Consider the following 14653-nt stretch of genomic DNA (forward strand, 5'->3'; position numbering starts at 1 on the left):
AATATTTAAATAGGTGATAAAAATGAATCCAAGCAGTTTAAAAGTGACAGGGGCATGGTTTCAAGTGGGAGGGAATCTTACAGCTGCTATTGGAACGACAAGAGGATTTATTGGAGAAGAGAAAGTTGAATCGGATCTTGTTATTGTAGGAAGCTCATTACAAGCCCTCGGATATATATTACAAATCATTGCGAGCAATTATGATGATGGGGAAGAAAAAAGAGAAAATCAAAATATAGGTTAGAGAATCAAAGTAAATTACTTGATCAAATAGGAATTGAGTTATTAGCATTAGGCAATATATCAAATGTAATAGGAACATATTTTAATATAAATGAACAATTGAAAGAAAATGATTATCTTATCATTACAGGGAACAGTTTACAATCGATCGGTGCTTTTTTAGGAGTAGAAGCAGCTTTGTTGGATATAAATGTATTACAGAAAATTATTATACTGGGTAACTCCATGCAAAGTTTAGGGGCTGGATTACAAGCGTATCAAGGTGTTTCAAATGTATTGAAAGATGAGAGAGAAAATGAAGATAGTATTTTTGATAAGAAGGATGAGAGAATCATTGCACTCATTGGTATTTGGATACAAGCGATAGGAACGTTAATTTCTGCAATTGGAGTAACTGCAATAGAGGAAGAAAATAGGCTAGAAAACAATAAAAAGTCTGAAATACTTATTTAAATAGAAGGAGATACATTGATTTTAGAGGTAGGTTAAGAATAAAATGGTAGTAGGTTTTTTTGCGTATAGATAGAATATATAAAGTAAGAGATGTTATATATACTTAATGAAAATTTATGTAATGCCAACATCATAAGATTTCTTTGCGTATATTTTGAAAAGTGATATATAAAATAAAAAATAAGGAGTTTTCAAGGGATGATGTATTTATTAGCAATTCTTCTTCCACCTGTTGCTGTATTATTTTGTGGAAAACCAATTCAGGCAATCATAAATTTTATATTAACATTAATATTTTGGGTTCCAGGGGTTATACATGCAATTCTTGTAGTGCATGATAAAAAAGCTGATCGGCGTTTGAAAAAACAAATTCAAGCATATGATGAAATTAATAAGAGGAATCGAAGATAATTCATCTGCAAAATGTTTTTAAAAGGAAGGAGGATTAACCTCCTTTCTTTTTTAGTGGGTGTTAAGTTTAGATTTTTGTGTGGCGGAAAGAATTTTTAATGTAAGTATTATGATAATAACTTTTAGATTGTGCATGTAATAGGCCAGTATAAATACTTTCTGGTACATTAAAGAAATCGTACATACCATTCTTTAATTGGATTCGCAAAATCATAGAAAAAGGATTGTAGCCAACAGCAACTATATTTTTTGAAATTACGGGAGATAGCTTCATCATTACACAACTCCTCACTTTTCATTTTTAATAATTTCTTGTAGATGTTGAGGTTGTGATGTTGAAATCCTTATAATTTAAGAGGTATTATACTTATATGCAATATATTAAATGTTTGTTATACGTAATTATAAGGAAGTTCACACGAAGTACATATCGTTGTGCTATTTTTATTTCACCTTTGATTTATAAATAAGAAAATATTGACCATTTGAAAAAAAGGTATATTATTTATACGAGGTATTAAAAATTCACTTTCTACATTCTATGCTTAAAGGGGCAGCGTTATTAGGAAAAATAGAAGTGAAAATAGTTTGTATAAGAAGTATTCTAAAATTTATAATCTGTGAATTAGGAAAATATTGAATGCTCCAGGTCAATATACTTTCTTAATCAAATTCATTTTAGAAAGTGACCTCAATATTTTTAAGTAAATCAACGGGAGAATTGAAAGGCAGGAGAAAGTAACATGTCAGAAAATTATCGTTCTCGAGAGGAACGACGACAAGTTAAAAAGAAAAAACAACCAGCTTCTAAAACACAAAAGCCAAAAGGTAAAACATCATTCTTTCGCAAGTTTTTAATTACTTGTTTATTACTTGGTATTGTTGGTTTAGTGGCGGGGGTTGCTACCTTTTTCGTAATGATTAAGGATGCACCAAAACTTGAGAAAGCAAAACTTGTTAATCCGTTATCCTCAAAAATTTATGATAAAAACGGGGATTTGGTATATGAATATGGAAAAGAAAAAAGGACGAATGTTACGTATGAGCAAATACCTAAATTAGTAGAAAATGCATTTTTAGCGACAGAAGATTCACGTTTTTATGAGCATAGCGGAGTAGATTTTAAAGGTACTGCCCGTGCTGTTCTAGTAAGTCTTAAAGGGGATTATGGTTCTCAAGGTGGAAGTACGATAACACAGCAAGTTATTAAAAACTACTTCTTATCAATGGACAAAACACCAAAGCGTAAGGCGCAAGAAATATATTTAGCTTATAAGCTAGAACAACAGTATTCAAAACATGAAATATTAGAGATGTACTTAAATAAAATTAACTTAGGAAACCGTTCATATGGGATCGCAACAGCAGCACAAAACTACTATGGTAAAGAATTGAAGGACTTAACATTACCAGAAGTTGCGATGCTTGCAGGTTTACCGAAAGCACCGAATAACTATGATCCAACGAAAAAAGAAAATGTTCAAAAAGCAACAGAAAGAAGAAATGTTGTTCTAAGTTTAATGAACCGACATGGATATATAACAAAACAGGAAATGGAAGAAGCAATAAAAGTTGACGTAGAAAAGGGACTCAAGCCTGCAACTCAACTACAAACAATGCCATACCCTGCATTTATGGATGCAGTTGTGAAAGAAGTAGAAAAAGAATTACCAGATGCTAATATCGGTTCTGACGGTTTAGAAATTTATACAACGTTAGATCCGAAAGCACAGAAACTTGCTGATAATATTTTAAATAATAATATCATTGATTATCCGAACGATAAATTCCAAGGTGCATTCACATTTATGGATACGAAAACAGGAGAAGTTCGTGCTATAGGTAGTGGCCGTGGAGAAAATAAAGCTGTATTTAAAGGGCATAATATGGCAATTGAATTAGATCGTGCAGCTGGTTCAACGATGAAGCCGATTTTCGACTACGCTCCTGCAATTGAATATTTAAAATGGGCTACGTACCATCAAATTGATGACTCTCCATTTAAGTATTCAACGGGACAAGAAGTACGAAATGCAGATAGAAGTCATATGGGTCCAATTACAATGCGTGAAGCATTAAAAATGTCGCGTAATATTCCTGCAATTAAAACTGCAAAAGAAGTAGGGATTAGTAAATCGAAAGAATTCTCTGAGAAACTAGGTATTACATTTAATACAGCACCGACAGAATCGACAGCGATTGGTACAAATGAAGTATCGCCAACTGAAATAGCGGGTGCTTATGCGGCATTTGGTAATGAAGGTAAATATACGAAACCGCATTTTGTTAAGAAAGTCGTTTATCCAGACGGTAAGTCACAAAGTTTTGGACAAAAACCAAAACAAGTTATGACAGATTCTACCGCATACATGATTACTGATATGCTTCGTTCTGTAGTTACATCTGGTACTGGTACATCGGCAAATGTAGGCTCCTTAGATGTAGCTGGTAAAACGGGTACGACAAACTATTCATCAAAGCAATTAGCTCAATATAAAATTCCAGAAAGTGCAACTCGTGATAGTTGGTTCGCTGGATATACACCGCAATATACGATGGCAGTATGGACTGGGTATATGAAAGATGGTAAAGACGAGTATATTAGTAGTAAGAATACGAAAATTGCACAGTTGATCTTTAAAGAAATGATGAGCGAAATGGCTACAGATAAATCACGCTTTAAAATGCCAAGTAGTGTTATTCAAGAAGGTAGTGAGCTACGTATAAAAGGTGAAAAACGTGATTCATCGCCAAATACTAGCGTACCGGATACAACGGAGCAACCAAAACAAGATCAACAGCAAAAAACTGAAGAAGAGAAAAAGCAAGAAGAATTAAAGAAACAAGAAGAACTGAAAAAACAAGAAGAACAAAAGAAACAAGAGGAACTTAAGAAGCAAGAAGAACAAAAGAAACTAGAAGAGCAAAAGAAACAGGAAGAACAAAATAATGGAAATGGCCAAGGAACGACACCTCCAGCAAATAACGGAGGAGGTCAAGGAAATACGACACCTCCAGCAAATAATGGAGGAGGTCAAGGAAATACGACACCTCCAGCAAATAACGGAGGAGGTCAAGGAAATACGACACCTCCGGCAAATAATGGAGGAGGTCAAGGAAATACAACTCCACCAGCGACCACACAACCAGAGACTGGCGGTAATGCAGGAGAGCCCCCTGCTAATAATGGGCAATAAGAAAAATTTATAAAAAATATTAAAAAGCACTTAAGATTTGTGAAAATTACAATCTTAAGTGCTTTTTTCGTTTAAATGTAGTAGCTATGAAATGATGTGTTTTAAATGTTAAACGTACCATAAAAATTTTGAAAATAAATTGATGGGAAATGATAAAAGACTTGAGCCTGAGGTAGTGGAGCGTGGCTAGGATGATAAAAGGTAGTGCTACTTGGATGGGCACCATGATGCCAAAATGAAGGGGTAGCTTGACCTGGTGATTGGTATTGTTGCCAAATTGCTGGAAGTTCAATGCCGACATCGGAACTTGCTGTATGAACGGCGGGGGCATGTATTTCGGGTATCGAAGGAACCGCGACAGTTACTCTTGATGATAATACCCACATAAAATAATCACTCCTAAGTTGTGATAATAAATTAGTATATTCTTTTCACACGTATAAAGGTACATATATAGGACTTTCGTTTAAAATATGCGTACAAAGTCTTAAGACTAATGTAAGCTGATGGTGGACTATTTAATATGAAAAGATACGTCTATTTGCGGAGGGAAAAGAGATCAATAAAATGTACAATGAGGATGTTAATCGTAATATTTTACGAGTGTATGGAGGTATTTTTATGGAACGATTATGGACGAAATCATTTATTCAAATGACTTTCGCAATGTTATTTTTATTTACAGGATTTTATTTACTTGTTCCAACGCTCCCGCTCTTTATTAAAGAGATAGGTGGCAATGAATCGCAAGTTGGACTTATGATGGGGATGTTTACAATAGCTGCTGTTGTAATACGACCGATTATTGGAGGAATGTTAGATCAATATGGTAGAAGATCCTTTATTATTTTCGGACTCATCTTTTTTGGCTTAACGATGTACTCCTATAATATAGCATCGACTATTGTCCTTTTAGCTGTTTTACGTGTTATTCACGGAGTAACATGGGCTGTTTCTACAACAGCTGTTGGAACAGCAATAACGGATATTATTCCAGATTCACGCCGCGGTGAAGGTATGGGTTGGTATGGGATGGCGATGACAATTGCAATGGCGATTGGACCTATGATTGGATTATGGGTTGTGCAAAATTATTCATTTGATGGTCTATTTTTATTAGCGACGTTGTTATCTTTTATGGCAGTTGTATTATCATTAATAACGAAGATCCCATTTACGCCACAAAAAGAAAAAGGGAAAATTCAGCTATTTGAGAAATCCGTATTAACAATCACGATTGTAGTATTCTTTTTATCGTTTGCATATGGAGGAATAACAACCTTTTTACCGTTATTTGCATCATCAATTCATGTAAACCCGGGAACTTTCTTTCTTGTATATGCAATTGCATTAACAATTGTAAGACCAATTTCAGGGAAACTATTAGATAAGTATGGAGAAGTATTCATCATACTTCCAGCATTATGTATTACTATTTTAGCTATAGTTGTTTTAACTATCTCAAATGGTTTGATAGGTGTAATTATCGCAGCAACATTATACGGTATTGGATTTGGTTCAGCGCAGCCAGCTTTGCAAGCGGCAATGCTTACAATTGTCGATCCGAGTAAAAGAGGAGTTGCAAATGCTTCATTTTTTACAGCGTTTGATTTAGGAATCGGGTTAGGTGCTATTTTACTTGGAGTTGTTTCACAAATGTTTGGTTATCGTATTTTATTTTCAGGGAGTGCAATTTCAGCATTGATAGCCTTAATTATTTTCGTCTTCTTTGTAAAACAACGATTAGGAAAAAAAGAGTTTGCGTAAACTGGAGGAATAAAGATGAGAATTTCAATTGATCGTAAAGCTCTGCAATGGTTCCAGGAAGAATTACGTATAAAGCACGGTGAATCTGTACGTGTTACTGTAAGGTACGGAGGGGATAGTTCAATTCAGCCCGGATATTCTTTAGGGGTTGTTGCTGAGAAACCCGATGGCGAAATAGTGTCAGTTGAGAAGGAAGGTATTATATTTTTTGTAGATTCTGATGATCTTTGGTATTTTCAAAACTATGATTTATTTGTAAGTTATCATGAGGAAATGGAAGAAATTCAATTTAATTATGTAAAATAATAACTTTATTAAAAATGAATAAGTTTTATATGAAAATTATATTTAAGAGATAGTGAAATAAATATCATATAGTAACGAGCTGTATTTATGTACAGCTCGTTTTTTCTATTTCTCAAATAAAATTAGAATAATTGTATATTTGGCGGTGTTATATGAAAAATCTTTATATCTTGTTTTTGAAAATACGCAAAGAAGTCTATCCTTTCTTTATAAAATATAAGAATTATTTTCAAAAAATTGTATTGTTACAGTAAGAAAAGTGTAGGAAACTTATCATTATAAAATAAATTGAAATCTTCTAAAAACTCTGATACATTGAAATAGAAATGTAGTTTCACAATATTGTAAAGGCTTACAGTTATGTGCACGAAGATCTATTAGGATTGGAGGAAATAATGATGAAAGCTGAAGAGAAATTTTCCCCGGGATTAGATGGTATAGTGGCAGCGGAGACGAAAATCTCGTTTCTTGACACAGTAAAAGGTGAAATTGTAATTCAAGGGTATGACTTAATCGAACTCTCAAAAACAAAAGAGTATTTAGACATTGTGCACCTTTTATTGGAGGAACACCTACCGAATGAAGATGAAAAAGTAACACTTGAAAAGAAATTAAAAGAAGAATATGCAGTACCAGAAGGTGTATTCAACGTACTAAAGGCATTGCCTAAAGAGACGCATCCCATGGATGGATTACGTACAGGTGTGTCAGCGTTAGCTGGTTACGATAATGATATCGAAAACCGCTCGTTAGAAGTGAATAAAAGCCGAGGGTACAAGCTGTTAAGTAAAGTGCCAAACATTGTAGCGAATAGCTATCATATTTTAAATAATGAGGAGCCAATTGAACCTCTTAAAGAATTATCTTATAGTGCGAATTTCTTCTATATGTTAACTGGTAAAAAACCAACTGAACTTGAGGAAAAGATCTTTGATCGTTCCCTTGTTTTATATAGTGAGCATGAAATGCCAAACTCTACATTTACAGCTCGCGTTATTGCATCAACACAATCAGATTTATACGGTGCTTTAACAGGTGCAGTTGCATCTTTAAAAGGAAGTTTACATGGCGGTGCAAATGAAGCGGTTATGTACATGCTTTTAGAAGCTGGTAATGTTGAGAAATTTGAAGAGTTATTACAGAAGAAACTATATAACAAAGAAAAAATTATGGGCTTTGGACACCGTGTTTATATGAAGAAGATGGATCCAAGAGCACTTATGATGAAGGAAGCTTTAAAACAGTTATGTGATGTAAAAGGTGATTATACACTATATGAAATGTGTGAAGCTGGAGAAAAGATTATGGAAAAAGAAAAAGGAATTTATCCAAATCTTGATTATTATGCAGCTCCAGTATATTGGATGCTAGGTATTCCAATTCAACTTTACACACCAATCTTCTTTAGCTCTAGAACAGTGGGGTTATGTGCGCACGTTATTGAGCAACATGCAAATAATCGTTTGTTCCGTCCTCGTGTAAATTATATTGGCGAGCGACATGTACTTAGTAAATAAGAACAACTGGGGAGTTGTTAGCGCCGCCCGCCAGATGGGTGTTTGACCGACACCCATCATTAATAATAACGAATTTTCGACAGAAAGGGAAGAATAGCATGATTAAAACAAATGAAATTAAGCAAAAAGATGCATTATTAGAAGAGATTACCGATTATGTATTAAATAAAGAGGTTACTAGTGCAGAAGCATTCAGTACAGCTCGTTACGTATTACTTGATACACTTGGATGTGGAATTTTAGCACTGCAATATCCAGAATGTACGAAATTACTAGGACCAGTTGTGCCAGGAACAATCGTGCCAAATGGTACACGTGTACCAGGTACGTCTTATGTACTAGATCCAGTAAAAGGTGCATTTAATATCGGATGTATGATCCGTTGGTTAGACTATAACGATACTTGGCTTGCAGCAGAGTGGGGACATCCATCTGATAACCTAGGCGGAATTTTAGCAGTTGCAGATTATATTAGCCGTGTTCGTATTTCAGAAGGAAAAGAAGCTTTAAAAGTACGTGAAGTATTAGAAATGATGATTAAAGCACATGAAATTCAAGGCGTGCTTGCTTTAGAAAACAGCTTAAACAGAGTTGGTCTTGACCATGTATTATATGTAAAAGTAGCAACAACTGCAGTAGTTGCGAAAATGCTTGGCGGAACACGTGAAGAAATCTTTAATGCATTATCACATGCGTGGATTGATAATTCTAGTCTTCGTACATATCGTCATGCTCCAAATACGGGCTCACGTAAATCATGGGCTGCAGGTGACGCAACGAGCCGCGGTGTTCATCTTGCAATGACTGCTCTAAAAGGTGAAATGGGTTATCCAACAGCATTATCTGCGCCAGGATGGGGATTCCAAGATGTATTATTCAATAAACAAGAATTAAAATTAGCAAGACCACTAGAGTCATATGTAATGGAAAATGTATTATTTAAAGTGTCATATCCAGCAGAATTCCATGCACAAACGGCTGCAGAATGTGCAGTGAAGTTGCATCCGGAAATTAAAGAGAGATTAGATGAAATTGACCGTATTACAATTACAACTCATGAATCAGCAATTCGTATTATTGATAAAGAAGGTCCATTAAATAACCCAGCTGATCGTGATCATTGCTTACAATACATTACGGCAATTGGTTTATTAAAAGGAGATATCGTTGCAGACGATTATGAAGATGCAGTAGCAAACGATCCACGTGTAGATGAATTACGTAATAAGATGGTTGTTGTTGAAAACAAACAGTACAGTTTAGATTACCTTGACCCGAACAAGCGCTCAATCGCCAACGCTGTTCAAGTTCACTTTAAAGATGGCACAGTAACAGAAAATGTGGAATGTGAATATCCGCTTGGTCACCGCTTCCGTAGAGACGAAGCAATTCCAAAAGTTGTTCAAAAATTCACTGCAAATATGGCAGGTCATTATTCTAGTAAGCAACAAGAACAAATTCATGAAGTTTGTTTAAATGAAGAAAAACTAGAAAATATGAATGTAAACGAATTTGTAGATCTATTCTTAATTTAATAATAGGGGGGAATTTAGAATGGCTTGGGTTGTGAAAAAGCAGTCAACACAAGAGGAGCTTGCGAATCGATTCCGAGCTTTAGTAGAAGCAAATGAAATTTTGCAAATTCCAGGTGCTCATGATGCAATGGCAGCTCTTGTTGCGAAAAATACAGGTTTTTCAGCTCTTTATTTATCAGGAGCTGCTTATACTGCAAGTAAAGGTTTACCAGATTTAGGTATCGTGACGTCTACTGAAGTGGCTGAGAGAGCAAGAGATTTAGTAAGAGCTACAGACTTACCTGTTCTTGTTGACATTGATACAGGATTTGGTGGTGTACTAAATGTGGCGAGAACAGCTGTAGAAATGGTGGAAGCGAAAGTAGCAGCTGTCCAAATTGAAGATCAGCAATTACCAAAAAAATGTGGACATTTAAATGGTAAGAAACTTGTTACTACAGAAGAATTGGTTCAAAAAATTAAAGCGATTAAAGAAGTTGCACCGAGCTTATACATTGTAGCACGTACTGATGCTCGTGGCGTTGAAGGATTAGATGAAGCAATTGAAAGAGCAAATGCATATGTAAAAGCAGGTGCAGACGCAATTTTCCCTGAAGCGCTTCAATCAGAGGAAGAATTCCGTCTATTTAATAGTAAGGTAAATGCACCTTTGCTTGCGAATATGACTGAATTCGGAAAAACTCCATATTATAGTGCAGAGGAATTTGCGAATATGGGTTTCCAAATGGTTATTTATCCTGTAACTTCACTTCGCGTTGCAGCGAAAGCGTATGAAAATGTGTTTGCTTTAATTAAAGAAACAGGTTCTCAAAAAGATGCACTTTCTAATATGCAAACGAGAAGTGAATTATACGAAACAATTTCATATCATGACTTTGAAGAGTTAGATACTGGTATTGCAAAAACAGTATTATCAGAAGATCAATAGATAAAGCAGCGAAGGCGATGAAAATACATCTTTGGCAAAATAAAATGCTTGATGTGAAAAATCATCGCCTTCTATTTTCAAAAAAGATATTCCACTCATCGTAGACGAGCATAAGCAAAAAGCTATGAAAGCCGAATGATAGGGGGATACATATGGAGAAAACGAAGTTACCATGGGATGAATTTTTTTCACTTAATAAAGATATAAATCATACTTACTTTACACCAGAAGATTTTTCAGGTGATGAAGATTTAATCGCAAAAACGACAGAACAATTCGTTAAACAAGAAATTGTTCCACAAATGGAGAATATTGAACAACATAACTATAAAGTTTCTCGTCAATTATTTGAGAAAGCTGGGGAACTTGGATTATTAGGCATTGAGGTACCAGAAGATTATGGCGGGTTCGAGTTAGGAAAGGCTGTCTCAGGTCTTGTAGCAGAGAAAATGGGTTACGCTGGTGCGTTTAGCGTTTCTTTTAATATACACGCTGGTGTCGGTACATTGCCTTACATATATTATGGAACGAAAGAGCAAAAAGAAAAATATTTACCGAAAATCGCATCGGGAGAATGGATTGGGGCTTATGCTTTAACAGAGCCAAATGCTGGTTCGGATGCATTAAGTGCAAAAACAAGCGCCGTATTGAATGAAGAGGGAACAGCTTGGAAGTTAAATGGTGAGAAACAATGGATTACAAATGCTCATATGGCAGATGTATACGTTGTTTTTGCGAAGACAAATAAAGGAATGACAGCGTTTATTGTCGAAAGAACATGTGAAGGTGTATCTATTGGATTAGAAGAAAAGAAAATGGGGATTAAAGGTTCTTCAACAGCGACTCTTATTTTAGAAGATGTTGTCATCCCTGCTGAAAATGTTTTAGGGGAAGTTGGGAAAGGGCATCACGTAGCCCTTAATATTCTTAACTTTGCTAGACTTAAACTTGCTTTTGGAAATATTGGAACAGCAAAACAAGCAATTGGTTTGTCGGTTCAATATGGAAAAGAGCGAAAACAGTTCCAAACGGAATTAGTAGACTTTACGATGATTCAAGAGAAAATTGCAAATATGATCATTGCTACATATGGAGCCGAAAGTGCAGCTTATCGTACGGCAGGTGTAATCGATGAAGCAATTCATGAGAGCGATGAAGATCTTATGAAGAAAATGTCCCAATTTGCAATTGAATGTGCACTGAATAAAGTAAATGCTTCTGAAACACTTGCTTATATCGTAGATGAAGCTGTACAAATTCATGGTGGTTACGGTTATATGCAAGAGTATGAGGTAGAACGATTATATCGTGATGCTAGAATTAGTCGTATTTTTGAAGGAACGAACGAAATTAATAGATTAACAGTTGCTAAAATGCTAATGAAGCAAATCGAACAATTAGAAGATACTGAAGTAGAAAGTGATGTAGCAAATGTAGAAAGAAACCATCGTTACATTTTATTAGCGAAAAAATTGTTGAAACAATCTTTGAAAACGCTCTCTAAAACTCCAGGCCTAAAAATTGACCAAGAACAAGAATATTCACGTGTAATTTCAAATATGTTGACGGACGTGTACGTCATGGAATCAGCATTTTTACGTACGAGAAAAGCAGTACGTAAAAATGGTGAGGAAAAAGAACGTACGAAGCAATTAATAACGGATGTTATTTGTGAAGAAGGATACCGTAAAGTAGAAGAAGCGACGATTTCTGTACTTTCAGCAGCTGTCACAGAAGAACAAGATAGACATGTGATTTTAGCTGAAATCCGTCAATTATTAGTGCCTTTATACACGAACGTATTTACGAAGAAGAGAGAAATTGCGAAAACCATTATAAATCGCGGGAAATATATTGTGTAAATAGGAGGAAAGCGATATGAAAAAGATTGGTTTTATCGGTTTAGGTAACATGGGCCTTCCAATGTCAAAAAATCTAGTTAAATCAGGTTACACAGTATATGGCGTGGACTTAAATAAAGAGGCGGAAGCGTCCTTTGAAAAAGAAGGCGGAATTATCGGTCTATCAATCTCAAAACTAGCAGAAACATGTGATGTAGTTTTTACAAGTTTACCTTCACCTCGCGCTGTTGAAGCGGTATATTTTGGAGCAGAAGGATTATTTGAAAATGGTCACTCGAATGTAGTTTTCATTGATACAAGTACGGTATCGCCGCAGTTAAATAAACAGTTAGAGGAAGCTGCAAAGGAAAAGAAAGTAGACTTTTTAGCAGCACCTGTGAGCGGTGGTGTAATCGGAGCCGAAAACCGTACATTAACGTTTATGGTTGGTGGATCAAAAGACGTATATGAGAAAACGGAATCTATCATGGGCGTACTAGGCGCGAACATTTTCCACGTTAGTGAGCAGATTGATAGTGGTACAACTGTTAAGTTAATTAATAACTTATTAATTGGTTTTTATACAGCTGGTGTGAGTGAAGCTTTAACATTAGCGAAAAAGAACAATATGGATTTAGATAAAATGTTTGATATTTTAAATGTAAGTTACGGTCAAAGTAGAATTTATGAACGTAATTATAAAAGTTTTATAGCACCTGAAAACTACGAGCCAGGATTTACTGTGAACTTATTGAAGAAAGATTTAGGATTTGCAGTTGACTTAGCTAAGGAAAGCGAACTCCATTTACCGGTAAGCGAAATGTTATTAAACGTATATGACGAAGCGAGTCAAGCTGGATATGGTGAAAATGATATGGCTGCTTTATATAAGAAAGTTAGCGAGCAATTAATTTCTAATCAAAAATAAATTATACAAAGGAGAGAATACAATGATTACAACTGAAATTAAACGAGTAAAAAATCACATTAACGGTGAGTGGGTTGAATCGACAGGTACGGAAGTAGAAGCAGTTCCAAATCCAGCGACTGGAAAAATTATCGCTTACGTTCCACTATCTCCAAAAGAAGATGTTGAAAAAGCTGTTGAAGCGGCAAAAGCAGCATTCGAAACATGGTCTAAAGTACCAGTTCCAAATCGTTCAAGAAATTTATATAAATATTTACAGCTATTACAAGAAAACAAAGATGAGCTTGCAAAAATCATTACGCTAGAAAATGGTAAGACGCTAACGGATGCAACAGGTGAAGTACAGCGTGGTATTGAAGCGGTAGAACTTGCAACATCTACGCCAAATTTAATGATGGGTCAAGCACTTCCGAATATCGCTAGCGGAATTGATGGATCGATTTGGCGCTACCCAATCGGAGTTGTTGCTGGTATTACACCGTTTAACTTCCCGATGATGATTCCGTTATGGATGTTCCCACTTGCAATTGCTTGCGGTAATACATTCGTATTAAAAACATCTGAAAGAACGCCACTTTTAGCGGAGCGACTTGTAGAATTATTCTATGAAGCAGGTTTCCCAAAAGGCGTATTAAATTTAGTGCAAGGCGGAAAAGATGTTGTAAATAGCATTTTAGAAAATAAAGATATTCAGGCTGTTTCGTTCGTTGGCTCTGAGCCGGTAGCTCGTTACGTATATGAAACAGGTACGAAACACGGAAAACGTGTACAAGCGTTAGCAGGTGCGAAAAACCATGCGATTGTAATGCCAGATTGCAATCTTGAGAAAACAGTACAAGGTGTAATTGGATCTGCATTTGCAAGTAGTGGAGAGCGCTGCATGGCATGCTCAGTAGTAGCAGTAGTGGATGAAATTGCTGATGAATTTATTGATGTATTAGTAGCAGAAACGAAAAAATTAAAAGTAGGCGATGGCTTTAACGAAGATAACTATGTTGGACCATTAATCCGTGAATCTCATAAAGAGCGCGTTTTAGGCTATATTAATAGCGGTGTAGCAGATGGGGCAACTTTATTAGTAGATGGCCGTAAAATTAATGAAGAAGTTGGAGAAGGTTACTTTGTAGGTGCGACAATCTTTGATGGCGTGAATCAAGAAATGAAAATTTGGCAAGATGAAATTTTTGCTCCAGTATTAAGTATTGTACGTGTTAAAGATTTAGAAGAAGGTATTAAACTAACAAATCAATCTAAATTTGCAAATGGTGCGGTTATTTATACGTCAAATGGTAAACATGCACAAACATTCCGTGATAACATCGATGCTGGTATGATTGGTGTAAACGTAAACGTTCCAGCACCAATGGCATTCTTCGCATTTGCAGGAAATAAAGCTTCATTCTTTGGTGATTTAGGTACAAATGGTACAGATGGCGTTCAATTCTATACACGTAAAAAAGTTGTAACTGAGCGCTGGTTTTAATATAGAGTAAACAACCAAATCAGTTATTAGATGAAAACCACCAC

12 protein-coding genes and 1 pseudogene are annotated in these 14653 nt (G+C 35.4%); 11 read left to right on the plus strand and 2 right to left on the minus strand.

Annotated features, from left to right (window positions below; all coding sequences use genetic code 11):
- The first annotated feature begins 22 nt into the window (after positions 1 to 22).
- Positions 23 to 696, plus strand: a pseudogene (locus V6946_RS11685) (DUF6944 family repetitive protein).
- 198 nt (positions 697 to 894) lie between these two features.
- The gene (locus tag V6946_RS11690) at positions 895 to 1107 is read left to right on the plus strand and encodes a YqaE/Pmp3 family membrane protein (RefSeq protein WP_000990233.1); all 213 of its coding nucleotides are present in this window, start codon (positions 895 to 897) and stop codon (positions 1105 to 1107) included.
- Between the two features lie 67 nt (positions 1108 to 1174).
- Here the strand turns inward: V6946_RS11690 and V6946_RS11695 are convergent, their stop codons facing one another.
- A complete protein-coding gene (locus tag V6946_RS11695) occupies positions 1175 to 1384 on the minus strand; it encodes a KTSC domain-containing protein (RefSeq protein WP_000977081.1) in 210 nt (69 codons plus the stop codon).
- Positions 1385 to 1850: 466 nt separating this feature from the next.
- On the opposite strand from V6946_RS11695, the gene V6946_RS11700 reads away from it, so the two are divergent.
- A complete protein-coding gene (locus tag V6946_RS11700; RefSeq protein WP_368935200.1) occupies positions 1851 to 4304 on the plus strand; it encodes a PBP1A family penicillin-binding protein in 2454 nt (817 codons plus the stop codon).
- 101 nt (positions 4305 to 4405) lie between these two features.
- Here the strand turns inward: V6946_RS11700 and V6946_RS11705 are convergent, their stop codons facing one another.
- A complete protein-coding gene (locus tag V6946_RS11705) occupies positions 4406 to 4690 on the minus strand; it encodes a hypothetical protein (RefSeq protein WP_000270101.1) in 285 nt (94 codons plus the stop codon).
- Between the two features lie 235 nt (positions 4691 to 4925).
- Between V6946_RS11705 and V6946_RS11710 the strand changes: the two genes are divergently transcribed.
- The 8 genes from V6946_RS11710 (at position 4926) to V6946_RS11745 (ending at position 14609) form a co-directional block, all read left to right on the plus strand.
- Entirely contained in the window at positions 4926 to 6071 is a 1146-nt protein-coding gene (locus tag V6946_RS11710) for an MFS transporter (protein ID WP_000440662.1), read from the plus strand.
- A 15-nt stretch (positions 6072 to 6086) separates the two neighbouring features.
- Positions 6087 to 6377, plus strand: coding sequence for a HesB/YadR/YfhF family protein (locus V6946_RS11715; protein ID WP_006918536.1), 291 nt, complete (start codon positions 6087 to 6089; stop codon positions 6375 to 6377).
- A 395-nt stretch (positions 6378 to 6772) separates the two neighbouring features.
- Complete coding sequence (mmgD, locus tag V6946_RS11720) at positions 6773 to 7894, plus strand: citrate synthase (RefSeq protein ID WP_002041090.1); 1122 nt, start codon at positions 6773 to 6775, stop codon at positions 7892 to 7894.
- Positions 7895 to 7992: 98 nt separating this feature from the next.
- Complete coding sequence (gene prpD, locus V6946_RS11725) at positions 7993 to 9429, plus strand: 2-methylcitrate dehydratase (protein ID WP_000598123.1); 1437 nt, start codon at positions 7993 to 7995, stop codon at positions 9427 to 9429.
- A gap of 19 nt (positions 9430 to 9448) precedes the next feature.
- A complete protein-coding gene (gene prpB, locus V6946_RS11730) occupies positions 9449 to 10357 on the plus strand; it encodes a methylisocitrate lyase (RefSeq protein ID WP_000312639.1) in 909 nt (302 codons plus the stop codon).
- A 152-nt stretch (positions 10358 to 10509) separates the two neighbouring features.
- A complete protein-coding gene (locus tag V6946_RS11735) occupies positions 10510 to 12219 on the plus strand; it encodes an acyl-CoA dehydrogenase family protein (protein WP_006918546.1) in 1710 nt (569 codons plus the stop codon).
- A gap of 16 nt (positions 12220 to 12235) precedes the next feature.
- Entirely contained in the window at positions 12236 to 13126 is an 891-nt protein-coding gene (locus V6946_RS11740) for an NAD(P)-dependent oxidoreductase (RefSeq protein ID WP_000719409.1), read from the plus strand.
- 22 nt (positions 13127 to 13148) lie between these two features.
- Positions 13149 to 14609 (plus strand): CoA-acylating methylmalonate-semialdehyde dehydrogenase, encoded by a 1461-nt coding sequence (locus tag V6946_RS11745; protein WP_000633344.1) that lies wholly within the window; start codon positions 13149 to 13151, stop codon positions 14607 to 14609.
- The last annotated feature ends 44 nt before the right edge of the window (positions 14610 to 14653 follow it).

This window comes from Bacillus sp. PPSBB_2 (assembly GCF_045291115.1).
Taxonomy (GTDB): domain Bacteria; phylum Bacillota; class Bacilli; order Bacillales; family Bacillaceae_G; genus Bacillus_A; species Bacillus_A cereus.

Bases quoted from the DNA above. Each gene is read 5' to 3' on its own strand.
- V6946_RS11690 (WP_000990233.1), top strand. From the start codon at position 895: ATGATGTATTTATTAGCAATTCTTCTTCCACCTGTTGCTGTATTATTT.
- V6946_RS11695 (WP_000977081.1), bottom strand. From the start codon at position 1,384: ATGATGAAGCTATCTCCCGTAATTTCAAAAAATATAGTTGCTGTTGGC.
- V6946_RS11700 (WP_368935200.1), top strand. From the start codon at position 1,851: ATGTCAGAAAATTATCGTTCTCGAGAGGAACGACGACAAGTTAAAAAG.
- V6946_RS11705 (WP_000270101.1), bottom strand. From the start codon at position 4,690: ATGTGGGTATTATCATCAAGAGTAACTGTCGCGGTTCCTTCGATACCC.
- V6946_RS11710 (WP_000440662.1), top strand. From the start codon at position 4,926: ATGGAACGATTATGGACGAAATCATTTATTCAAATGACTTTCGCAATG.
- V6946_RS11715 (WP_006918536.1), top strand. From the start codon at position 6,087: ATGAGAATTTCAATTGATCGTAAAGCTCTGCAATGGTTCCAGGAAGAA.
- mmgD (WP_002041090.1), top strand. From the start codon at position 6,773: ATGATGAAAGCTGAAGAGAAATTTTCCCCGGGATTAGATGGTATAGTG.
- prpD (WP_000598123.1), top strand. From the start codon at position 7,993: ATGATTAAAACAAATGAAATTAAGCAAAAAGATGCATTATTAGAAGAG.
- prpB (WP_000312639.1), top strand. From the start codon at position 9,449: ATGGCTTGGGTTGTGAAAAAGCAGTCAACACAAGAGGAGCTTGCGAAT.
- V6946_RS11735 (WP_006918546.1), top strand. From the start codon at position 10,510: ATGGAGAAAACGAAGTTACCATGGGATGAATTTTTTTCACTTAATAAA.
- V6946_RS11740 (WP_000719409.1), top strand. From the start codon at position 12,236: ATGAAAAAGATTGGTTTTATCGGTTTAGGTAACATGGGCCTTCCAATG.
- V6946_RS11745 (WP_000633344.1), top strand. From the start codon at position 13,149: ATGATTACAACTGAAATTAAACGAGTAAAAAATCACATTAACGGTGAG.